Raw genomic sequence first — 20,691 nt, 5'->3', positions numbered from 1 at the left:
CGCCGGCTTTCACTCCGCAGATACAAGTATCTTGTCCACGCGCCTGCCGTCGAGATCGATGACTTCGAAGCGCCATCCGTCTCGCGTGAAGCTCTCACCCAGTTCCGGCAGGTGTTTCAGCTCTTCCAGCACCAGGCCGGCCACGGTTTGATATTCGAGATCGTCATCGAGCTTGAGATTCAGGAATTCGGCGAATTCGTCGATCGGCGTCCAGCCGGACACCAGGTAGGAGCCGTCGTCGCGGCGGGCGATGGCCTGTTCGTCGACCGGCCCCTCCTGCAGAGCGCCCATGATCGCTTCCAGAATGTCGCCTGACGAAACAATTCCCTCGAAATGGCCGTACTCGTCGAAAACCAACACCATGTGGACCGGCGATTTCCGGATCGCTTCGATCACATGAATGGCGGTTGAAAGGTCTGAAACCACAGGAACGTCCTGCGTCAGGGCCTTGATATCGGCACTGCCGTGTTCGGACATTGAATCGTAGAAATCCTTGACCGGAAGAATGCCGATCACCTCGTCCGAACTGCCTTTTCGAACGGGCAACCGGGACCGTTTCGTCCGGTGCAGCTGCGCGCGAATTTCGTCAAGGCTGTCGTCGATATCGATGATTTCGACGTCGCGCCGGGGCGTCATCAGTGCGCGGGCGGTGCGATCCGCGAGCCGCATGACGCCTGAAATCATCGCCGACTCTTCGCTTTCGATCACGCCTGCGGACTGCGCCTCGGCCAGAACTGTTTTGATCTCCTCGTCGGAGACGTTGTCGCCGCCTTTCCCTGATTGGCCCAAGAGCTTGAGCACAAGGTTGCCGGAGGCGTTCAGAAGCCAAACGAGCGGCAGCGCAATTTTCGAAAGCAGCGCCATGGCGGGCGCGACCTTCGCAGCGACGGCTTCGGGTTCCCGCAACGCGATCTGCTTTGGCACAAGTTCGCCGACGATCAAGGAAAGATAGGTGATGGCGACGACGACCGAACCGACGCCGACAGCGTCTGCAGCCCCCGACGACATGCCCTGTGCTTCCAGCCATCCGGACAAACGGCCGCCGAGCGTGGCCCCTGAGAAGGCGCCCGAGAGAACGCCGACCAGGGTGATGCCGATCTGAACCGTGGAGAGAAAGCGGCCGGGGTGTTCGGCAAGTTTGATGGCCTGGGCCGCACCCTTGCTGCCATTGTCGGAGAGAACCTTCAGGCGGGCTGTTCGAGAAGACACGACAGCCAGCTCAGACATGGCGAGCACACCATTGAGAATGGTGAGAAACGCCACAATTCCAATTTCCAGAAACACAGGGACCCTATTCGTTATTGATCAGGCGACGCGGCGAGGCATTCGACGAGAGGCTATATATACGCATCGCCCATCGTCTTCCATCGTCGTGTTAAGATCGATGTCGGTTCTCTCCGTCTTTGGAAATGCCTGAGACAGCAAGCGGGATCCAGGCCGGAAGGTCTCGTCACGCCGCCAGGATCGTAATCCCATAGGCATTGGCGGCCGCCGTCATGCGGGCGATGGTTTCCGCCGAAGGGCTGGTCTGCGGTGGCTCGCTTGCGCCTTCCGCTTCGATGAATTCGGCCATGTCGCGATCGACGACAGCGGAAAAGACCGCCGGAACGCTTCCGCGGTTGGCATAGCCGTGCACCATGAAGGGCGCGATGGTGACGATGTCGCCGGCGCCGGCCTCGATCTCTTCAGGGCCGTTGTCGGTCACCCGCCAGATCGTCAGGCGTCCCTCGAGGATGCGGAACACCTCAGGGCTTGCATGCGCATGTCTAGGCGTCCGGCTACCGGGCGGCACGGTGACGTCGAAGATGTTGAGCCAGGTTCCGCGGATACGGACCTGTCGTTCGATCCGGTCGCCGAGGACGAAAAAGCGTTTTGCCTCCTTGCCGGCAGGCATTGTCACAAATGAGTTGGACATCATGTCTCTTTCTTCTTCTTGGTTTTTGTTTGCGGGGCAGCCGTTAAAGCTTGGCGCCTTTGACAACAGCCCCGTTGTCATGGCTGCCGACGATCCCGGTCGGCACGCCGGTGACGGCGATATCGGTACGGTCGGCCATTTTCGCAAGGCCTGCCGGCTGCGACAAAATGCGGAGGCCCGCATTTCCGGCCGGCGCCTGTAATACCGCCGACACAGAAGAGGCGCATAGAACGCGGCGGCTGTTCCGGCCGCCTTGAGGCCGCCTCTCTACGCCGTCCCGGCACCCACTTTGATGGAGCTGATCCATGTCCTCTCTTCCCGTCGTCGGCGCCGCCATGACGCTCGATGAACTTGAACTTCACCGCGGCTGGCTGTTCGAAAAGTCACGCGATCTCGAATTGCAGAGTTTCGTCGACGCCGAGATACTGAACGGCGACTGGACGCCGCTTGCCGCGCGCGCCAGGCGGCTTCTCGACGGGCATACCGGCCGCCTCGGCATTCACGGCCCGTTCTGGGGTTTCACCATTGCCTCGGAGGATCCTGATATTCGCGCCATCGTCGTCAGGCGCCTGCTGCAAGGCCTCGAGGTCTGCGCCGCCATCGGCGCCACACAGATGGTCATCCACAGCCCTTACACCTCCTGGTCCTACAACAATCTCGACAACAATGAAGGCGCCCGCGAGGCGTTGGTCGAGCGCGTGCATCTGACGCTGCGCGATGCCGTCCGGCGCGCCGAGGAGATCGGCTGCACCATGGTTCTCGAGAATATCGAGGATAAGGATCCGCATATCCGCGTGGCGCTCGCCGAAAGCTTCAATTCGCCCGGCGTCGCCGTTTCGATCGACACCGGCCACGCCCATTACGCCCATGGTTATACCGGCGCGCCACCGGTGGATTATTACGTCAAGGCCGCCGGCAACCGGCTGCAGCATGTCCATCTGCAGGACGCCGACGGCTATGCCGACCGCCACTGGAGCCTCGGCGAAGGCTCGATCCATTGGCGCGCCGTCTTCGCAGCCCTTGCCGAACTCAACAGCAATCCGCGCCTGATCATCGAGATCAAGGACAAGTCCAAGATCCCGGCGTCTGCTGCCTATCTAGCGTCGATTGGAGTGGCGGAGTAGGGCTGCGCCTGTGCTCTCGCGCCGAAGCTGGAAGCCTGGAAGGGGTGGTCAGCGTCACGGCTTGGCTCCCTCTTCTCCCCAGCGGGGGTCCGAAGGACGGGTTGAGACCCGCGGCTCAACCCAGGTAAAGGTGGCCCGAAGGGTCGGATGAGGGGGCCGCACGGCACACCATTCATGATTGCCCTTCGCTTGCGCTCAGCGCATTCGCGGCCGTGCCGCTCACCCCCTCATCTCCCAGCCGGCATCGACCGGGACGAGCCACGGGTCTCGCCCGTCCTTCGGACCCCGGCTGGGGAGAAGGGAATCGTGGCAGCGCCTCACGAAAACCGCGTGATCACGCTGATTCCCGTGCCCTCCGCCTTGTCGAGCACCATCAGCGCCGGTACGGCCTCCTCGAGGCTGATGCGCCGTCCGATCAGCTTCTGCGGCGCGATCTTGCCGGCCGCCAGCATCGACAGCACGGCGTCGTAGCGCCAGGCCTGCATGCCGTGGCTGCCGTAGATCTCCAGCTCGTTGCTGATCACTTGCGCCATCGGAATTTGCGGTGTCGCATGCTCGGCGAGCATCAGCCCCACCTGCACGTGACGTCCGCGGCGGCGCAGGTTCTTGATCGAGTTGAAGCAGGTGGCGGGATGGCCGAGCGCGTCGATCGAGACATGCGCGCCGCCCTTGGTGATCTCGCGCACCGCCTCGGCCACGTCGGCAACGCTTGAGGCATTGACCGTCGCCACCGCCCCGCACTCTCTGGCGAAGGCGAGTTTCTCCTCCGATATGTCGATGCCGATCGCATTGGCGCCGAGCGCGGTGGCGATCATGATCGCCGACAGGCCGACGCCGCCGCAGCCATGCACGGCGATCCATTCGCCGGGTCCGGTGCGCGCATGGTCGGCGACGGCGCGAAACGAGGTGGCGAAGCGGCAGCCGAGACTTGCCGCCGTCGCATCGTCGATTGCGTCCGGCAGGTGCACCAGATTGGTGTCGGCATAATCGATTGCCACATATTCGGCAAACGAGCCCCAATGGGTGAAGCCCGGCTGGAACTGGTTCGGGCAGATCTGCTGGTTGCCGGAATGGCATTCGCTGCAATGGCCGCAGCCGGAAACAAAGGGAACGGTCACCCGGTCGCCCACCTTGAAGCGCATCACGCCGCGGCCGGTGGCGACGACTTTTCCGGCAAGCTCGTGCCCCGGTACATGCGGCAGGCGGATATCGGGATCGTGCCCCATCCAGCCGTGCCAGTCGCTGCGGCAGAGGCCGCTGGCGCCGACTTCGATGACGACGCCGTCCTCTGTCGGCGTCGGATCGGGCAGGGTGCGGATTTCGGGCGCCTGCTCGAAGGCTTCGTAATACATGGCTTTCATCGGCGTCCTCCTTCATGCCTCTTTTTGGGGGCCATGATGACACGCGGCAGGCAGCCATTCCAACAGAGATTCCATCATTTTTGCTGATGCACCCATCGCTGACGCCGCAGGTGTCGCGCACGAATATTGCGGCCGCGCCACATCCCCCGGCATTTTCTTGCTTCCGTATTTCCGGCCGGGATTTGTCCTTGACCCGGCTTGCCGCCGGGGTTTTTGCTTTCCCGGATTCGCAAGGGAGAGCAGCAATGGCCGTCGATACATCACCGCGTTCCACCACCTGGACTCACGTCGACGGGGAATGGCTTCCCGGCAATCCGCCGCTGATCGGGCCGACCTCACATGCCATGTGGCTGGGCTCCACGGTCTTCGACGGCGCCCGCTGGTTCGACGGCATCGCCCCGGATCTCGATCTGCACTGCCAGCGCATTAACCGCTCGGCGCTTGCTATCGGCCTGCAGCCGGTGAAGTCGGCCGAGGAGATTGCCGCGCTTGCCTGGGAAGGCGTTGGCAAATTCGACGGCGCGACGGCGATCTACATCAAGCCGATGTATTGGGGCGAACACGGTTCGCCCGGCAGCATCGTCTCCGTCGACGCGGCATCGACCCGCTTCGCGCTCTGCCTGTTCGAGGCGCCGATGGGCGGCCATGCCGGCACCAGCCTCACCGTCTCGCCCTATCGCCGCCCGTCGCCGGAAACGGCGATGACCGAGGCGAAGACCGGCTCGCTCTATCCCAACAGCGGCCGCATGATCGCCGAAGCCCGCAGCCGCGGTTTCGACAATGCGCTGGTGCGCGACCTCAACGGCAACGTCGTCGAAACTGCCTCCTCGAACGTCTTCATGGTCAAGGACGGCATGGTGATGACGCCGGCCGCCAACCGCACCTTCCTCGCCGGCATCACCCGCGCCCGCGTCATGGACCTGCTTCGCAAAGCCGGTTTCGACGTCGTGGAAACGACGCTCTCCGTCGAGGATTTCCTCGCCGCCGACGAAATCTTCACCACCGGCAACTATTCCAAAGTCGTCGGTGTCACCCGTCTCGACGACCGCAACCTCCAGGAAGGCCCGGTCACCCGCAAGGCGCTTGACCTTTACATGGACTGGGCCCACGGCCGCAGCGAGAGTGAAGAGTAAGCGGCGGTTCGGCGAAGCCGAAGCAATCGATCCAGTGAATCGATTGCAACTGCGGACGCCCGGAGCGCAAGCGCAGGGCTGGCACGGTGGTTTCCGTTGGAACCAATTGCGAAGCCATCAAGGCGACTTCAAACCGATGGGGCGTCACCAGTACTCATCTCGCCTGTAGAAATTGCCGTAGAGGTGCGTCAGCACCGAACTGGATGCCAGTTTTTCTTCATCGCTGTTACTATAAACATGTTTGTGTGGATCGCCTTCGCTGTAAATGAGAGCGACGAAATGATCGACACTCACGCCTGCGATTCCCGTCGAAACGTCGCGCGCCTCGATGATGGCAAACTTTGGACTGTTCTGTGAAGAACCACTCGTGGCTGCGGCAGCTTCGAAACTCGATTTATTGAAAATGGCGTACCATAGCCAAGGATCGAATAGTGGCACGGTGACGATCGTCCCAAACCAAACCGGAACAATGATGATGGCGATGAAGCTACTCGCCATCCCACGGAGACGACGATCATATTGGGCAGCAATGGCGCTGATAAACCAAACGAGCAGTATACCCACGACCGAAAGAACGAGCAGCGGACCGCCCAATAAATCAAAGAGTCCTCGTAGCCCATTGGCAAAACCAAGCGGCCAAAAATCCAAGGCGCGAGCGTAGGCGGCACATGCGGTGCCAAGAAAAGCGGCGATGACCATTCGCCGCACATTCCAAATGTCTACGCGCTCAACCGACACATTAACCTCGTTGTTTTTAACGTCGAATGGTGTCCAGCGAAGTCGAGGCATTTTGATGTCCGATCGGCATTGCTGCCGAGCTTCGCCATGTTGAATTCCCCCTCACGTCATCCACTTCCGATGCTCGGCAAATCTCTCCGCGAGCAAGTCGATGAACAGCCGCACCTTGGTCGGCAGGTGGCTGCGGTTGGGGTAGACGGCGTTGATGTTGAATTCCACCGGCCGGTAGTCCGGCATGATCTTCACCAGCCGCCCTTCGGCGATGTCGTCGAACACCACGAAGCTCGGCGCCAGGAAGATGCCTTTTCCGTTCAGCGTCAGGAAACGCAACATCTCCGCGCTGTTGGAGACGACGTTGCCGGCGATCTTTACGCTCTCCTTGTTGCCGTCGCCATCCTCGAAGCGCCATTCGTCGCCATAGGGGTAATAGGCATATTGCAGGCAATTGTGGTCGGCGACCTCGGCCGGCTTTTTCGGCATCGAGTGGTTCTCGGCATAGGCCGGTGAGCAGACGAGCACATGGCGCCAGGGCGTCAGCTTGCGCGCGATGAGCGAGGAGTCCGGCGGCAGCAGGGTGCGCATCACCAGGTCGTAGCCATCCTCGATCATGTCGACCATGCCTTCGCCGACGCTGAAATCGAGCGAGATCGACGGATAAAGCTCCATAAACTCGCTGACCACAGGCAGCAGGAAACGCACGATGGCGCCGCTGGTATAGACCTTCAGCGTGCCGCGCGGCGTCGTGCTCAGCGCGCCGGCCGTTCGGTCCGCCTCATCGAGTTCGGCGAGAATCTGCGACGAGCGCTCATAATAATATTTGCCGGTTTCCGTCAGGCTGACTTTGCGCGTCGTGCGGTTGAGCAGCCTGACACCGAGCCGCTCCTCCAGCGATTGCACATGATTGCCGACCATGGTGACGGACATGTTGAGCCGGCGCGCGGCGGCGGAAAAGCCGCCGCATTCCACCACTCGGCCAAAGACGGCGAGGCTTGTCAGTCGATCCATATTGTCTCCGGATTATCCGCTGAGAGTTGATGATCCTTCCCGATATAAGCAGATTATCAAAGTGAATGGCAGGGCGCATTTTCCTTCGCATCGAACAGGGCCTCGCAGAAACGGGGTAGAAGACGAAGGAAGAGACGATGGTCGAACTACCCCGCAAGCAGGATTTCGAAAGCGCCGGCGAGGCCGAGCGGATTTTGGCCGAGGAGGCCGCCAGGACGCCCGTCGCCGAAGCGCCCGCGATGCCCGCTGTCGAAACCCCGGTTGTCGAAGCGCCAAAAAAGACCGGCCGCGGCATCGTCAAGCGCGCCGTCATCGCCGCCGCGCTGCTTGCCGGCGTCACTTTCGCGGGCGATTTCGGCTACCGCTACTGGACGGTCGGCCGCTTCATCGAATCCACCGACGACGCCTATGTGAAGGCCGACTACACCACCGTCGCGCCGAAGGTCGCCGGCTATATCAGGCAGGTTCTCGTCAACGACAATGACGCGGTCAAGGCTGGCCAGGTGCTTGCCCGCATCGACGACCGTGATTTCCAGGCAGCGCTTTCGCAGGCGAGAGCCGAGGTAAAGGCGGCCGAGGCCGCCATCGCCAATATCGATGCCGAGATCGTGTTGCAGCAGTCGGTCATCGAACAGGCCAGGGCGACGGTCAATGCGTCGCAGGCTTCGCTGGATTTTGCCGTGTCCGATGCGGCCCGCTCCGCCCGCCTCATCACCAACGGCGCCGGCACCCAGTCCCGCGCCGAACAGAGCCAGTCGGCCCGCGACCAGGCCGCCGCCGCCGTCGAACGCGATCGGGCAGCGCTTGTCGCGGCAGAGAACAAGGTGCCGGTGATTCGGACCCAGCGGGAACAGGCGGTGGCGCAGCGCGACCGGGCTGCGGCCGCCGCTCGCCAGGCGGAGCTCAACCTCTCCTATACGGATATCGTCGCCGCCGTCGACGGCACGGTTGGCGCCCGCTCGATCCGCGTCGGCCAGTACGTCACATCGGGCACACAACTGATGGCCGTCGTGCCGCTGCATGCAGTCTATGTCGTCGCCAATTTCAAGGAAACCCAGCTGACCTACATCCGCCCGGGCCAGTTGGTCGAGATCAAGATCGACAGCTTTCCCGGCAAGGCGATCAGGGGCCATGTCGACAGTGTTTCGCCGGCAAGCGGGCTCGAATTCTCGCTGCTGCCGCCTGACAACGCCACCGGCAACTTCACGAAGATCGTCCAGCGTATACCCGTCAAGATCGTCATCGACGACGAGGCTCTGAGCGGCCTTCTGCGTTCCGGCATGTCGGTCGAGCCCGAGATCGACACCAAGGCTGCCCAGAACGACGCAAACAACACCGCCGGAGCAGCCGGGGAGGGATCGTCCAGTCACGCTGGATAATCCGTTCCCATCTGCCAGAACTATCAACCCAACCCGTCATGAGACGTTTTTCCGCGAAGCCGGAAGGGGATAAGTCATGGCCACTCTTCAGATCGCCGCAAACAGCAATTCGCTCGTGCGCGCCGCCGCGGCTTCACCTGCCCAACCGGCAAAGATGAGCCCGCTGCGCACCTGGGCGGCCGTCGTCGGCTCCACGCTCGGCGCCTTCATGGCGGTCCTCAATATCCAGATCGTCAATGCCTCGCTTGCCGATATCCAGGGCGCCATCGGCGCCGGCACGGATGACGGCGGCTGGATCTCGACCTCCTATCTGATCGCCGAGATCGTCGTCATTCCGCTCAGCGGCTGGCTGGCGCGGGTCTTTTCGCTCCGCAACTATCTGCTGGCCAACGCCATCCTCTTCCTGATCTTCTCGGTCGCCTGCGCCTTCGCGGTCAATCTGCAGCAGATGATCATCCTGCGTGCGATACAGGGCTTTTCCGGCGGCGTGCTGATCCCGATGGCCTTCACCATCATCATCACGCTTCTGCCTAAGGCCAAGCAGCCGGTCGGCCTTGCCCTCTTTGCCCTTTCGGCCACTTTCGCGCCGGCAATCGGCCCGACGATCGGCGGTTACCTCACCGAAAACTGGGGCTGGGAGCATATCTTCTACGTCAATCTGGTGCCGGGCGCGCTGATGGTCGGCCTGCTCTGGGCTTCGCTCGACCGTGCGCCGATGAACCTGAAGCTTCTCGCCAAGGGCGACTGGCCGGGTATCGTCACCATGGCGATCGGCCTGGCGGCCTTGCAGACCGTACTGGAAGAGGGCAACAAGGAAGACTGGTTCGGCTCCGACTTCATCCTCCGCCTGTCGGTCATCGCCGCCGTCTCGCTGACGCTGTTCCTGGTCATTGAGCTGAAGGCGGCCCAGCCGCTGTTGAACCTCCGGCTGCTGCTCCGTCGCAACTTCGGCTTCGGCATCGTCGCGAATTTCCTGCTCGGCATTGCGCTTTACGGCTCGGTCTTCGTGCTGCCGATCTATCTCGCCCGGATACAGGGTTACAATTCCGAGCAGATCGGCATGGTTCTCGCATGGACCGGCATTCCGCAGCTGGTGCTGATCCCGCTGGTGCCCCGCCTGATGAAGCGTTTCGACGTGCGCCTGCTGATCATCATCGGCTTTGCCCTCTTCGCCGCGTCGAATTTCATGAACGTGCATATGACGGGCGACTATGCGAGCGACCAGCTCTTCTGGCCGAACATCGTCCGTGCCGTCGGCCAGGCGCTGGTCTTCACCCCGCTGTCCGCCATCGCCACCGCAGGCATCGAGCAGGAGAATGCCGGTTCGGCTTCCGCGCTTTTCAACATGATGCGCAATCTCGGGGGCGCGGTCGGCATCGCCTTGCTGCAGACGTTCCTGTCGAAGCGCGAGCAGTTCCATTCGAACATCCTCACCCACTCGGTGTCGGTGTTCGAGGAAGCCACCCGCGATCGCATCGCCCAGCTGACGGCCTATTTCATGAGCCACGGCGTCAGCGACCAGGCGGCCGCCAGCCAAAAGGCGGTCGTCGCCATAGCTCTGAAGCTGCGCAAGCAGGCCAATATCATGGCCTTCAGCGACGCGTTCTTCCTGCTCGGCGTCGCCCTCGTCGTCGCCCTGCTTGCGATCCTGCTTCTCAAGAAACCCGCTCAACTCTCCGGCGGCGGCGCTCACTAGCACCGCCTGCCTCAAGGAGGAGATGCCATGACAACTGCGATCTATGCTCCAGCTGCAGAAAGGCAGGCCAAAGCCGTCAGCACCGGTGCGCTCCTCGCCATCATCGAATGGCTGTCCGGCGACGAATGCCACGCGCTCGACGAAGCGGGCCTCGTCTCCGGACTCGGCCGCAGGCTTCAGGCGCTCGGCCTGCCGGTCGACCGGATGACCCTGCATCTGATGACGCTGCATCCAGAGCTCGTCGGCCGCACCATTGCCTGGGCGCCGGGCGAGCCGGTCGAGATCCACGACCGCGAACATGGCGCGCGGGTCGCGCTCGCCAATACGCCGCTGCGCAAGGTCATGGAAACCCGGGAGCCGCTGGTGGTCGGTCCTGGCGAAAACGTGCACGGCCGCTGGCAGCATATCGACGTCTTCGCCGATCGCGGCCTGATGCAGCTTGTCATCGCGCCGCTCTGCAATATCGATGGGCCGGTCGGCGCTGCCGTCTTTGCCACGAGGCGGCCGGTGGGCTTCACCGACTCCGAACGTCAGGTGATCGAGCGCATCCTGCCGGCGCTGCGCAACACCAGCGAGCTGCGCATTCTTCGCCAGGTCGAGCTCAGCCTGCTCGATACCTATGTCGGGCCGCTGACCGCAAGCCGCATCCTTGCCGGCCGCATCCGCCAGGGCGAAATCGAGTCGATGGACGCCGCCCTGCTGCTTTGCGATCTGCGCGGCTTTACCGAGTTGTCGAACCGGCTGCCCGGAAGCACCGTGCTCGGGCTGCTCAACGCCTATTTCGACAGGATCGTCCCTGCCATTACCCGAGAGGGCGGCGAAGTGCTGAAATTCATGGGCGACGCCGTGCTTGCCTTCTTCCCCGGTTATGCCGCGGCCCATACCTGCGGCGCCGCCCTGGCATCGGCTCGCGCCATCCTCGATGAGATCGACCATTTCCAGTATGACGGCACCGGCGTGAACACCGGCATCGCCCTGCATTATGGCGAAGTCAGCTACGGCAATGTCGGTTCAGGCCGGCGTCTCGACTTCACCCTGATCGGCCGCGACGTCAATCTGGTCAGCCGCATCCAGACCGCCTGCAGTGAATTGAGCGAGCCCCTGCTGATGTCGGCGCCGTTCTGCGAAGAGGCCGGGGCAGGGGATGTGGTGTCGGTCGGGGCGCATGGGTTGAAGGGGTTTGCGGATCCGGTGGAGCTTTTTACGATTGTGAGATGATGCGACGCGGCCCCCTCATCCGCCTGCCGGCACCTTCTCCCCGAGGTGAGAAGAGATATGCCGCAACTTCTCGATTCCCTCTTCTCCGCTCGGGGAGAAGGTGCCCGTAGGGCGGATGAGGGGGCCGGCGAAACCGGTCTATCTTCTTGACCTATTCAAGCCTCGCCGCCCACTTGCCCGGAACTCAGGAAGGCTTGCCCAAAACGACTTCGCTTCCCCATATCTTTCCGCCATAGTGCCGCCAACCCCACAACCGAGGAAGAACCCATGACCCTGCTGTCCGACGAACAAGGCGAGATCATCCGCGAGCTGGGCGTTGCCGCCGAGATCGATCCCGAGCGCGAGATCGCGCGGCGAACCGCCTTCCTCAAGGATTATCTCGTCGCCTCAGGTCTGCGCAGCTACGTTCTCGGCATCAGCGGCGGTGTCGATTCGCTAACCGCGGCGCTGCTCGCCCAGAAGGCGGTGCGCGAGCTGCGCGACAGCGGTCATGCTGTGGAGTTCGTTGCCGTGCGTCTTCCCTATGGCGTCCAGGCTGACGAGGCCGATGCCGAGAGGGCGCTTGCAACGATCGGCGCCGACCGCTCGATGGTCATCAATATCAAGGCGGCTGCGGATGGGATGCTGGCCGCCGCTCAAAAGGGCGGTCTGGCTTTCGCCGACGCCGGCCGGCAGGATTTCATCCTCGGCAATATCAAGGCCCGCCAGCGGATGATTGCTCAGTTCGCTTTGGCCGGTGCGCTCGGCGGCCTTGTCATCGGCACCGATCATGCCGCCGAAGCGGTCATGGGCTTCTTCACCAAATTCGGCGATGGCGCCGCCGATATCCTGCCGCTCGCCGGTCTCAACAAGCGCCGCGTCCGCCTGCTGGCCAAGCGGCTCGGCGCGCCTGACGAACTGGTCTTCAAGGTGCCGACCGCCGACCTGGAGGATCAGCGGCCGCTTCGCCCCGACGAGGAGGCCTATGGCGTTACCTATGACGAGATCGATGATTTCCTCGAAGGCAAGCCGGTCGGCGAGATCGCCCGCCGCCGCATCCTCGCCGCCTATCGCGCCACCGCCCACAAGCGCGCGCTGCCGGTGGCCGTCAACGCGCTCTGACGGCTATTATGGCCTGACCGGCGAGCCCGTCCGCCCTGATGAGGCGACATAGGCATGCGGCGCGAAGAAGACGCCACCGGCATCGAAGGCCTCGAGATCTTCGGCCTGCATCGCCTCGCGCACCTTCGGGCGCGCCGCCACGCGGGCCATGAAGCCGTGCAGCGCCGGCCATTGCTTGAGATCGATCTCGATCCAGGGCGACCAGTTCAGGCAGACGAAGAGATAGGCGTCCGCCACGGTGAAGGCCTCGCCGGTGAGGTAGGGTCCGGCAAGCCGGCCGTTCAGCCAGGCGAGCCGCTTCGATACCAGCGCGCGGATTTCCGGGTGGACGGTCGCATAGGCCGGGTTGAAGAGCAGCACCATCGGCTTGTGCAGCTCGGCGGTGATGAAGTTCAGGTAGGATTGCACCTCGTTGCGTCTGAGGTTGCCGAGCTCGGGCAGCATCGCCGTGCCGTGCGGCACGCTGTCGGCGAGGAACTGCACGATCGCCGGCCCCTCGGTCAGCACCTTGCCGTCATCGAGCCTCAGCGCCGGCACATAGCCGTTGCCGTTGATGGTGAGATAGTCCTCGCCGCCGCTCGTCCTGTGGGTTTCCCGGTCGACCTCGACGAGTTCGATATCGAGCCCCAGCTCACGGCAGACGATATGCGGCGAAAGCGAGCAGGCCGCGGCGTTCATATACAGTTTCATATCGAGTTCCTTCTCCGAGGAGGCGGTCTGTTGCCGCCTGTCGATGGCGTTGAACATCTGTACTGTTTCGCATAAAATACCCTGCGTCAAGATTTTAATGCGAAACGGTACAAAATATGAAGGATGAAAAGAAGCGAGGCCGCCCGAGGACCTTCGATGCCAAGGCAGCGCTTGGCAAGGCCCGGGACGTCTTCTGGGACAGGGGCTTTGCCGCCGCCTCGCTCGATAATCTCAGCGCGGCGACCAACCTCAACCGTCCGAGCCTCTACGGCGCCTTCGGCGACAAGGAGGATCTCTATCTCGATACGCTGGAGGCCTATCGGCAGGACGGCATGGATGCGCTGGCCGAGGCACTCGATCCGTCACTTCCGCTGCGCGACAATCTCGCCCGCGTCTATGCCGGTGCGCTGGCGGTCTATCTGCATGGCGAAACCGCCGCGCGCGGCTGTCTGCTGATCGGCACTGCGACGGTCGAAGCCGTCGAGCGCGAGCGGGTGCGGGAAGTGCTCGGCCGCAGTCTCAGCGATTTCGACGGCGAGATCGAAAAGCGCATGCGTCTTGCGGTGGAAAGCGGTGAACTTCCCGCGGAGGCCGATCCGCAGATGCTGGCAAGGCTTGCCTCGGCCGTCATGCATTCGCTCGCCGTACGCGCCCGCGCCGGCGACAGCCGCGAGACGCTCGAGGCGATCGCCCGCTCCGGCGTCGAGCTGATCTGCGGACGCCCCTAAATAGAGCCTGGTGTCTTCTGATCCCGCGGCCGCACCAGCCAGGCATAGGCAGCACCCGCGACCAGCAGCACCGATGTGCCGAGGAAAACCGCCCGCATGCCGATATGCCCACCGACAAAGCCGCCGAGGATAGGACCGGCCACCTGGCCGACATATTGTGAGGAGACGGATAGGCCGAGAATGCTGCCAGCCGCACTATCGGGCACGCTGTGGCGGATGACGGCGGCAATGCAGGGCAGCAGCCCGCCGAGTGCGGCGCCCATCAGGAAGCGCAGGACGATCAGTTGCCAGGAACTGGTGACGAAGGCCTGCGGGATCAACAGCAGCCCAGCGACGGCGAGCGCGCCTGAGATCACCGGCCAGTGGCCGATCCTGTCGGCAAGCCTGCCGAGCCAGGAGGCGGAAAGAATGCTGCCGAGGGCGGCCGCCGACATGACCAGGCCCGAGATCATCGTCACTTGGGCTGCGATGGGCACGATCTGCGCGACATAGACGGTGATGATCGGCTCGATCGACATATTGGCGAACATCAACAGCATGCCGGTCGCCAGCATGGCGATGACTGGCCGCTTGTCGGGAATGGATTTCCAGCCGCCGCTCGCCTTGGCCGCCTGTTTGCGGGCCGGCGATTTCTCCTCCTTGATCAGCAGGGTGGTGGCGAGAAAGGCAAGGAAGATCATGCCGCCCGCGGCGAAAAACGTGCCGCGAATGCCGATAACAGGCGGCAGCACTCCGCCAAGGAGCGGTCCGACGAGATTGCCGGCCATGATGCCGGAAGAGAGCACGCCGAGCGCCCAGGCCGATCGGTCCTTCGGCGTCTGCGTCGCCACCAGCACCATCGAGCCGGAGGAATAGCCGCCCGCAAGCCCGACGAACAGCCGCAGCGCCACTAGCTGCCAGATATCGCCGGCCATTCCCATCAGCGAGATCGCCAGCGTCATGCCGAGGCTGGCGCGCACCAGCATCAGCTTGCGGCCGTAAATGTCGCCGAGCCGCCCCCACAGCGGCGCGACGAGAGCCGCGGCAAGAAAAGTGGCGCCATAGGCGATGCCCGACCATTGCACGATCGCCGCATGATCCGCCACGCCGAGTTCCCTTACATAGAGCGGCAGGAAGGGAAGCAGCAGCGTCATCGCCACGATCGTGGTAAAGGAGCCGATCAGCGAAACGGCGAGATTGCGCTTCCAGTAGATCGAGCCTGTCCCAATGCTCGCCGCGTCCAATTGCCTATCGGTCATTCCTGCCTCGGCGGTCGATCACGAGGGCGCGATTGCGCCGAAACTGGATCATTTGAGGTAAACGTGCTAAACTGATTGCGATATGCAATCGGTTTATCGGAGGATATTGCCATGAACGATGTGCGCACGAGGCAGCAGACCGTCCGCGATCTCTACGCCGCCTATCTGGATGACCGCAAGGACAAAGTCGGCGCCATGTCGACGGAGGATTTCACCTTTTCTAGTCCGCGCGACGATCATATCGACCGGGCCACTTATTTCGAACGCTGCTGGCCGAAGGAGCCGCTCTTCCGCGCCATCCACATCGAATTTTTGGCGGTAAACGGCGACGAGGCTGCTGTTCGCTACCGTGCCGAAAAACTGGACGGCACGAGCTTCGGCAACATGGAAAGCCTTCGTTTTCGCGGTGACAGGATCGCCGCCGTGGAGGTCTATTTCGGCCGCAATCTCTGAGCCTTCGAAGTTCTAGAAGATCCGCAGCGCCGACGTCGTGATGATGACCATCGAGACCGCCACCATCAGCGCCCGCACCGGCAGCCGCTTGACGAGAATGGCGCCGAAGGGGGCGGCGATGACACCGCCGATGATGAGGCCGATCGCCGAGTTGAGCTCAGACCAGCCGAGCGTCACGACGAAGGTGACCGAAATCGTCAGGGTCACGGCGAATTCGGTGAAATTGGTCGAGCCGATCACCCGCTTCAGGTCGTGACCGCGCCCGACAAGCGTGCTGGTGACGACAGGACCCCAACCGCCGCCGCCGATCGCATCGAGAACGCCGCCGAAAAAGCCGACGGGCGGTACGGCCCAGTCGCGCACCTCGCGCCTGATCTGCGGCCGGAAGGCCTTGTAGAGGATCAGCAGGCCTATCGCGATCAGATAGGCCGATACGAAGGGCTCGATCACCTTGCCGTCGATATTGGCAAGCAGATAAGCCCCGATCGCGCCGCCGATCATGCCGGCAGGCGCCAACCGCGCCACCAGCCGCCAGTCGACATTGCGGTGATAGGCATGCGAGAGGCCGGACGCCGCCGTCGTGAACATTTCCGTCACATGAGTCATGGCGCTGGCATTGGCCGCCGGAACCCCGAAGGCCAGCAGGCTTGTCGTCGACAGCACGCCGAAGGCCATGCCGAGTGCGCCATCGACGATCTGCGCGCAGAAGCCAACGGCGATGAAGAACAAGATATCCGATGTCATGCGGTCCCCTCAGACGAACGGTAGCATCAGAATCCGCGATGCGGGAAAAAACTTTTGCTCAGGCGGAAAGTCCGCGCTGCTTCAGCCGGACGATCTTGAAAAAGCCGTTCGGAAAGACCGGCAGAATATCGGTCGCCGAAAAATCGCCGCGACGCTCGGCCCAGGCGAGGATGCGATGGATGCGGAAGGCGGAAGACCAGCCGATGTGACGCACCAGCGGCGCCACCGCCGCCTCGATCGCCCCCTGCAGGCCGGCGCCGTCGCCGAGCTTGCTGGCGAGGATGATCTCGCCCCCCGGCCGCAGCACCCGGGCGCACTCGTCGAGCGCCCGCTCGGGCTCGGGAATCAGCGTGATGACGAAGGGCAGACAAACCACGTCGAAGGACTGGTCGGCAAAGCGCAGCGCATGCGCATCCATCACCTCGAGCGCCTGCACATGCTGAAGGTGTTCGCGACGCACCTTCTCGCGCGCCCGGGCGATCATATGTTCGGAAATGTCGATGCCGGTCACCCGGCAGCGGCTGGGATAATGGGCGAGCGTCAGGCCGGTGCCGGTGCCGATTTCCAGAATATCGGTGCCGGCCGCGGTGGCAAGCGCGGCAAGCTTGCGATGGCCGTCGCGCAGGATGCCGCGATAGACGCGATCATAGACCGGTGCCCAGCGCTGATAGATTTTCTGCTGATCTTCCGCCCGCTTGCGAAGCTCCGACATGTCTAAACCTCCCTGCGCACAACCCCAAGATCGGAATCAATTTTTTAAAAGGATCATGCATTTATCACAAACATAGAGCGCCTCGACGCCTCTCACAGACGCCCGACGCTGTAAAAACCCGGAACTTCAACTCGCAAGGGTAGGCTCGGGTTCCGCTCGGAATGCGACGGAAGCCACAACAGCTACGGCGACCGACTATTTAGCCAAGGTCAGCCCAAGTTTCTTGGCATCCATCGCGCTGCCGATCTCGACCGACTTCTCCTGCTTGTCATAGACGCAGATCTGGACGACGAGCCCCTTGGCCCCCTTCGGCTTTCCCGTCACCAGGGCGAGCCCGTAATGTGATGTGCCGAAGGGGTCGACGGCGGCAACTGGCTTCTCGATTGCGACCGCGGCCTTCCTGCACTTGGCTTCCACGTCGGCGGCCAGCTGTTTCCAGGCCTCGTCCGAAGAGGCACCCGCCGCAGCCGCAAGAAACGGAAGCGCGGCCATGGCGAGAAGCGGGATTATATTCCTGTTCATGTCAAGCTCTCCATTGATGTCTGTCGCCGGTAAGCGGTTTTCGCGGCGGCCTGCCGGTCGATTTGCATGCTCGAATCCAGCCCTGAAACTGAGGCAAATTTTCCTCCGGCCGGTCGTTTTTTGATATTTCGCCGGTTGCCTCTCCCCCGTTCCCCTCCTATGTTCCGCCTCACCTGCCGATGACGCAATCTATTGCCAAGAGGAGATCTGACATGGCTTTCGAATTGCCTGAACTTCCCTATGATTACGAAGCCCTTGCCCCCTTCATGTCGAAGGAAACGCTGGAGTTTCACCACGACAAGCACCATAAGGCCTATGTCGACAACGGCAACAAGCTCGCCGCTGAAGCCGGCCTTTCGGATCTGTCGCTCGAAGACGTCGTCAAGAAGTCCTTCGGCACCAACGCCGGCCTCTTCAACAACGCCGCCCAGCACTACAACCACATCCATTTCTGGAAGTGGATGAAGAAGGGCGGCGGCGGCAACAAGCTGCCGGGCAAGCTCGAAGCGGCTTTCGCCTCCGATCTCGGCGGCTACGACAAGTTCAAGGCCGATTTCGCCAATGCCGGCGCCACCCAGTTCGGCTCCGGCTGGGCCTGGGTTTCCGTCAAGAACGGCAAGCTCGAAATCTCCAAGACCCCGAACGGCGAAAACCCGCTCGTTCACGGCGCCACCCCGATCCTCGGCGTCGACGTCTGGGAACACTCCTATTACATCGACTATCGCAACGCCCGCCCGAAATACCTCGAAGCCTTCATCGACAGCCTGATCAACTGGGACTACGTCCTGGAACGCTACGAAGAAGCCACGAAGTAAGCGGCACCAGGCTCGCCGCCATCGACGGCGATTCTCAGCCTCTTTTTTTGCACCCGGCGTTCCTCCGAACGCCGGGTGTTTGTTTTCAAGCTCGTCACATCCCTGTCACCGGCCGAACCTAATCACGCCCCATGTCCTCGTCCGCTCTTCCCCTGTTCCGCTTCGGCATCATCGCGGATCCGCAATATGCGGCCATCCCTCCGCATGCGGCCATGGACCGCTACTACGCCAACAGCCTCGCCAAGGTTGCCGAGGCGATCGAAATCTTCAACGGCGAAGATTTGAGCTTCGTGATGACGCTCGGCGATGTCATCGACCGCAGCTTTTCAAGCTTCGACGATATCCAGCCGATCTATGAGAAGCTGAGGCACGAGGCGCTCTTCCTGCTCGGCAACCATGATTTCTCTGTCTCCGCGGGGCATCGCTCCGAAGTCGCCACACGTCTCGGCATGCCGTCGCCCTATTACAGTTTCTGCCGTCACGGCTGGCGCTTCATCGTGCTCGACGGCAACGAGGTCAGCACCTTCGCGCCGCCCGAAGGCCATCCGCACCGCGCCCTTGCCGCACGGATGCTGGCCGAGCTGGAGGAGAAAGGCGCCAGCAATGCCCATCGCTGGAATGCCGCGCTGAGCGACGCGCAGTTCGCCTGGCTTCGCGATCAAATCACAGAAGCGGCAAAGACCGGCGAAAAGGTGATCGTCATGAATCACTATCCCGTGCATCCGCCCAGTGAACACGGCATGTGGGACAGCGAACGCATCGTCGCGCTGCTCGCCTCTGAGCGCAATGTCGTCGCCTACCTCAACGGTCACGACCATGTCGGCAATTACGGCAAGGCCGGCGCCTGCCACTTCGTCAATTTCAAGGGCGTGGTCGACACCGAGACCGAAAACGCCTTCGCCATCGTCGAGGTTCACCCCGATCGCCTCGAAATCCGCGGCTTCGGACGCGAGGAGAGCCGGACGCTGGCTTTTTAGGCCTGGGAGAGACTGCCGATAAAGTCGGCCAACTTTTCCTTATGTCATGCCGCGCTTCAACGGCTCTATAACAGTAACAAAACCAAGGTATGCGGGGTGCCTCTCTGAAGAAGCGCCCAACGCCCCAACGGTGAGTTTGGCGGAACGCAATCCCACCCTCCGTCATCCTCGGCCTTGAGCCGAGGATCCATGCCCGGTGCTGATAGAGACGAAGGTGGATCCTCGGCTCAAGGCCGAGGATGACGGTGGAGTGGGCAGATGTCGGCAGTCCTTTGGCGGATGTCGAAGATTTGCCAGGCACGATGCGCGTCCCTGGCCCGCATGACACTGACCTCCTGTTCCTGTCTCAACGCCCCCAGACCTGTTCGCACAAACGCCTGCCATTCACCCCGACACAGCCTTCTCACTCCACCCACTCGTCCACAATTCCCGCAGCCTGTCACCGTCGCCCTTGAAGAAATCCTCACCCACCACGCAGCGCTCCACCCGGTCGCTGCGGAAATTGCGGATCGCCTGGCGCAGTTCGCACCAAGCGACGATGTTGGCGGTCTGCGAATAATAGATCAGCGCGATCGGCTGGATCGTCCGCTCGGTGGCGCGGCCGAGTTCGTCGCGGTAGCCGAGCATCAGCTTGCGTTCGTCGCGGATCGCCCGGCGCACGATCGCCAGGTCGAAACCCGCCGGCTGCGCGGTCGAGCCCCAGGCATAAAGCACCTTATTGTCCATTGCCTGGCGCAGCGGCGCCGGCACGGCGCCTGATATCTTCTGGTTGACCCGGCGCGCGGCCTGCTTCAGTTCCTCGTCGGCGGTGCGATCGAGCAGCGCCAGCGACAGCACGATCGCCTCCATCTCCTCGATCGAAAACATCAGCGGCGGCAGGTCGAAGCCGGGCCGCATGATATAGCCGATGCCGCGCCCGCCCTCGATCGGCACGCGCATCGCCTGGAGTGCGGCGATGTCGCGATAGATCGAGCGCACGGTCACCTCGAGCGTCTCGGCCATCATAGCTGCCGTCATCGGTTTCCTGGCGAGCCGCAGGATCTGAATGATCTCGAAAAGCCGCGAGGCCTTGCGCATTTTGCCCCTCCCATCCCTCACGCTCCTGACAATACACTGTCAGTTGGGTTTGCGTATAGAGCCGC

General features: G+C 62.6%; 21 protein-coding genes. 10 read left to right on the top strand and 11 right to left on the bottom strand.

Translation table 11 applies throughout. The features are described from left to right. Positions 1-9: 9 nt before the first annotated feature. Both C4N04_RS02665 and C4N04_RS02660 read right to left on the bottom strand, forming a co-directional pair. Entirely contained in the window at positions 10-1,284 is a 1,275-nt protein-coding gene (locus C4N04_RS02665; protein ID WP_106795381.1) for a hemolysin family protein, read from the bottom strand. A 166-nt stretch (positions 1,285-1,450) separates the two neighbouring features. Further along, positions 1,451-1,918 carry a cupin domain-containing protein gene (locus C4N04_RS02660; RefSeq protein ID WP_106795380.1) on the bottom strand — a complete coding sequence of 156 codons (468 nt, stop codon included), beginning with the start codon at positions 1,916-1,918 and terminating at the stop codon, positions 1,451-1,453. 302 nt (positions 1,919-2,220) lie between these two features. Between C4N04_RS02660 and C4N04_RS02655 the strand changes: the two genes are divergently transcribed. Beyond that, positions 2,221-3,039, top strand: a complete 819-nt coding sequence (locus tag C4N04_RS02655) for a sugar phosphate isomerase/epimerase family protein (protein WP_106795379.1) — start codon at positions 2,221-2,223, stop codon at positions 3,037-3,039. A 317-nt stretch (positions 3,040-3,356) separates the two neighbouring features. Here C4N04_RS02655 and C4N04_RS02650 read toward each other — a convergent pair whose 3' ends face one another. After that, a complete protein-coding gene (locus C4N04_RS02650; protein ID WP_106795378.1) occupies positions 3,357-4,400 on the bottom strand; it encodes a zinc-dependent alcohol dehydrogenase family protein in 1,044 nt (347 codons plus the stop codon). A gap of 245 nt (positions 4,401-4,645) precedes the next feature. Between C4N04_RS02650 and C4N04_RS02645 the strand changes: the two genes are divergently transcribed. Beyond that, positions 4,646-5,533, top strand: coding sequence for a branched-chain amino acid aminotransferase (locus C4N04_RS02645; protein WP_009996168.1), 888 nt, complete (start codon positions 4,646-4,648; stop codon positions 5,531-5,533). Between the two features lie 144 nt (positions 5,534-5,677). On the opposite strand, the gene C4N04_RS02640 is transcribed toward C4N04_RS02645, so the two are convergent. Beyond that, on the bottom strand, positions 5,678-6,322 hold the full coding sequence (locus tag C4N04_RS02640) for a hypothetical protein (RefSeq protein ID WP_225882939.1): 645 nt from the start codon (positions 6,320-6,322) through the stop codon (positions 5,678-5,680). Positions 6,323-6,373: 51 nt separating this feature from the next. Continuing rightward, positions 6,374-7,276, bottom strand: coding sequence for a LysR family transcriptional regulator (locus C4N04_RS02635; protein WP_077994776.1), 903 nt, complete (start codon positions 7,274-7,276; stop codon positions 6,374-6,376). Between the two features lie 137 nt (positions 7,277-7,413). On the opposite strand from C4N04_RS02635, the gene C4N04_RS02630 reads away from it, so the two are divergent. The 4 genes from C4N04_RS02630 (at position 7,414) to nadE (ending at position 12,670) form a co-directional block, all read left to right on the top strand. Next, positions 7,414-8,655, top strand: a complete 1,242-nt coding sequence (locus tag C4N04_RS02630) for an HlyD family secretion protein (RefSeq protein ID WP_106795377.1) — start codon at positions 7,414-7,416, stop codon at positions 8,653-8,655. 76 nt (positions 8,656-8,731) lie between these two features. Further along, positions 8,732-10,351: an MDR family MFS transporter gene (locus tag C4N04_RS02625; RefSeq protein ID WP_106795376.1), complete on the top strand. Its 1,620-nt coding sequence runs from the start codon at positions 8,732-8,734 to the stop codon at positions 10,349-10,351. 27 nt (positions 10,352-10,378) lie between these two features. Continuing rightward, on the top strand, positions 10,379-11,569 hold the full coding sequence (locus tag C4N04_RS02620) for an adenylate/guanylate cyclase domain-containing protein (RefSeq protein WP_096764195.1): 1,191 nt from the start codon (positions 10,379-10,381) through the stop codon (positions 11,567-11,569). A 267-nt stretch (positions 11,570-11,836) separates the two neighbouring features. After that, positions 11,837-12,670 carry an ammonia-dependent NAD(+) synthetase gene (gene nadE / locus C4N04_RS02615; protein ID WP_096764196.1) on the top strand — a complete coding sequence of 278 codons (834 nt, stop codon included), beginning with the start codon at positions 11,837-11,839 and terminating at the stop codon, positions 12,668-12,670. Positions 12,671-12,676: 6 nt separating this feature from the next. On the opposite strand, the gene gstA is transcribed toward nadE, so the two are convergent. Continuing rightward, positions 12,677-13,360: a glutathione transferase GstA gene (gstA, locus tag C4N04_RS02610; protein ID WP_106795394.1), complete on the bottom strand. Its 684-nt coding sequence runs from the start codon at positions 13,358-13,360 to the stop codon at positions 12,677-12,679. Positions 13,361-13,476: 116 nt separating this feature from the next. Between gstA and C4N04_RS02605 the strand changes: the two genes are divergently transcribed. After that, positions 13,477-14,088: a TetR/AcrR family transcriptional regulator gene (locus tag C4N04_RS02605; RefSeq protein ID WP_096771133.1), complete on the top strand. Its 612-nt coding sequence runs from the start codon at positions 13,477-13,479 to the stop codon at positions 14,086-14,088. Here C4N04_RS02605 and C4N04_RS02600 read toward each other — a convergent pair. Continuing rightward, positions 14,085-15,326 (bottom strand): multidrug efflux MFS transporter, encoded by a 1,242-nt coding sequence (locus C4N04_RS02600; RefSeq protein ID WP_106795375.1) that lies wholly within the window; start codon positions 15,324-15,326, stop codon positions 14,085-14,087. The genes C4N04_RS02605 and C4N04_RS02600 overlap by 4 nt on opposite strands. A gap of 111 nt (positions 15,327-15,437) precedes the next feature. Here C4N04_RS02600 and C4N04_RS02595 point away from each other — a divergent pair, with 111 nt between their 5' ends. Further along, positions 15,438-15,779: a nuclear transport factor 2 family protein gene (locus C4N04_RS02595; RefSeq protein ID WP_009995173.1), complete on the top strand. Its 342-nt coding sequence runs from the start codon at positions 15,438-15,440 to the stop codon at positions 15,777-15,779. Positions 15,780-15,791: 12 nt separating this feature from the next. Here the strand turns inward: C4N04_RS02595 and C4N04_RS02590 are convergent, their stop codons facing one another. The 3 genes from C4N04_RS02590 to C4N04_RS02580 form a co-directional block, all read right to left on the bottom strand. Next, positions 15,792-16,523, bottom strand: coding sequence for a sulfite exporter TauE/SafE family protein (locus tag C4N04_RS02590; RefSeq protein ID WP_106795374.1), 732 nt, complete (start codon positions 16,521-16,523; stop codon positions 15,792-15,794). Between the two features lie 58 nt (positions 16,524-16,581). Then, the gene (locus tag C4N04_RS02585) at positions 16,582-17,235 is read right to left on the bottom strand and encodes a class I SAM-dependent methyltransferase (protein ID WP_106795373.1); all 654 of its coding nucleotides are present in this window, start codon (positions 17,233-17,235) and stop codon (positions 16,582-16,584) included. A gap of 195 nt (positions 17,236-17,430) precedes the next feature. Then, on the bottom strand, positions 17,431-17,757 hold the full coding sequence (locus C4N04_RS02580; RefSeq protein ID WP_010059667.1) for a hypothetical protein: 327 nt from the start codon (positions 17,755-17,757) through the stop codon (positions 17,431-17,433). A 212-nt stretch (positions 17,758-17,969) separates the two neighbouring features. Here C4N04_RS02580 and C4N04_RS02575 point away from each other — a divergent pair, with 212 nt between their 5' ends. Together C4N04_RS02575 and C4N04_RS02570 are read left to right on the top strand one after the other, a co-directional pair. Further along, positions 17,970-18,572 carry a superoxide dismutase gene (locus C4N04_RS02575; protein ID WP_004672907.1) on the top strand — a complete coding sequence of 201 codons (603 nt, stop codon included), beginning with the start codon at positions 17,970-17,972 and terminating at the stop codon, positions 18,570-18,572. Between the two features lie 131 nt (positions 18,573-18,703). Then, positions 18,704-19,549 (top strand): metallophosphoesterase, encoded by an 846-nt coding sequence (locus tag C4N04_RS02570; protein ID WP_106795372.1) that lies wholly within the window; start codon positions 18,704-18,706, stop codon positions 19,547-19,549. A gap of 384 nt (positions 19,550-19,933) precedes the next feature. Here C4N04_RS02570 and C4N04_RS02565 read toward each other — a convergent pair whose 3' ends face one another. Then, positions 19,934-20,626 carry a YafY family protein gene (locus C4N04_RS02565; RefSeq protein ID WP_077994785.1) on the bottom strand — a complete coding sequence of 231 codons (693 nt, stop codon included), beginning with the start codon at positions 20,624-20,626 and terminating at the stop codon, positions 19,934-19,936. Positions 20,627-20,691 lie beyond the last annotated feature (65 nt).

This window comes from Rhizobium sp. H4 (genome assembly GCF_003013335.1).
GTDB classification, from domain to species: Bacteria; Pseudomonadota; Alphaproteobacteria; order Rhizobiales; family Rhizobiaceae; genus Rhizobium; species Rhizobium sophoriradicis.
This window is presented reverse-complemented; position numbering and strand designations above follow the sequence as displayed.

Bases quoted from the DNA above. Each gene is read 5' to 3' on its own strand.
- C4N04_RS02660 (WP_106795380.1), bottom strand. From the start codon at position 1,918: ATGATGTCCAACTCATTTGTGACAATGCCTGCCGGCAAGGAGGCAAAA.
- C4N04_RS02655 (WP_106795379.1), top strand. From the start codon at position 2,221: ATGTCCTCTCTTCCCGTCGTCGGCGCCGCCATGACGCTCGATGAACTT.
- C4N04_RS02650 (WP_106795378.1), bottom strand. From the start codon at position 4,400: ATGAAAGCCATGTATTACGAAGCCTTCGAGCAGGCGCCCGAAATCCGC.
- C4N04_RS02645 (WP_009996168.1), top strand. From the start codon at position 4,646: ATGGCCGTCGATACATCACCGCGTTCCACCACCTGGACTCACGTCGAC.
- C4N04_RS02640 (WP_225882939.1), bottom strand. From the start codon at position 6,322: ATGCCTCGACTTCGCTGGACACCATTCGACGTTAAAAACAACGAGGTT.
- C4N04_RS02635 (WP_077994776.1), bottom strand. From the start codon at position 7,276: ATGGATCGACTGACAAGCCTCGCCGTCTTTGGCCGAGTGGTGGAATGC.
- C4N04_RS02630 (WP_106795377.1), top strand. From the start codon at position 7,414: ATGGTCGAACTACCCCGCAAGCAGGATTTCGAAAGCGCCGGCGAGGCC.
- C4N04_RS02625 (WP_106795376.1), top strand. From the start codon at position 8,732: ATGGCCACTCTTCAGATCGCCGCAAACAGCAATTCGCTCGTGCGCGCC.
- C4N04_RS02620 (WP_096764195.1), top strand. From the start codon at position 10,379: ATGACAACTGCGATCTATGCTCCAGCTGCAGAAAGGCAGGCCAAAGCC.
- nadE (WP_096764196.1), top strand. From the start codon at position 11,837: ATGACCCTGCTGTCCGACGAACAAGGCGAGATCATCCGCGAGCTGGGC.
- gstA (WP_106795394.1), bottom strand. From the start codon at position 13,360: ATGAAACTGTATATGAACGCCGCGGCCTGCTCGCTTTCGCCGCATATC.
- C4N04_RS02605 (WP_096771133.1), top strand. From the start codon at position 13,477: ATGAAGGATGAAAAGAAGCGAGGCCGCCCGAGGACCTTCGATGCCAAG.
- C4N04_RS02600 (WP_106795375.1), bottom strand. From the start codon at position 15,326: ATGACCGATAGGCAATTGGACGCGGCGAGCATTGGGACAGGCTCGATC.
- C4N04_RS02595 (WP_009995173.1), top strand. From the start codon at position 15,438: ATGAACGATGTGCGCACGAGGCAGCAGACCGTCCGCGATCTCTACGCC.
- C4N04_RS02590 (WP_106795374.1), bottom strand. From the start codon at position 16,523: ATGACATCGGATATCTTGTTCTTCATCGCCGTTGGCTTCTGCGCGCAG.
- C4N04_RS02585 (WP_106795373.1), bottom strand. From the start codon at position 17,235: ATGTCGGAGCTTCGCAAGCGGGCGGAAGATCAGCAGAAAATCTATCAG.
- C4N04_RS02580 (WP_010059667.1), bottom strand. From the start codon at position 17,757: ATGAACAGGAATATAATCCCGCTTCTCGCCATGGCCGCGCTTCCGTTT.
- C4N04_RS02575 (WP_004672907.1), top strand. From the start codon at position 17,970: ATGGCTTTCGAATTGCCTGAACTTCCCTATGATTACGAAGCCCTTGCC.
- C4N04_RS02570 (WP_106795372.1), top strand. From the start codon at position 18,704: ATGTCCTCGTCCGCTCTTCCCCTGTTCCGCTTCGGCATCATCGCGGAT.
- C4N04_RS02565 (WP_077994785.1), bottom strand. From the start codon at position 20,626: ATGCGCAAGGCCTCGCGGCTTTTCGAGATCATTCAGATCCTGCGGCTC.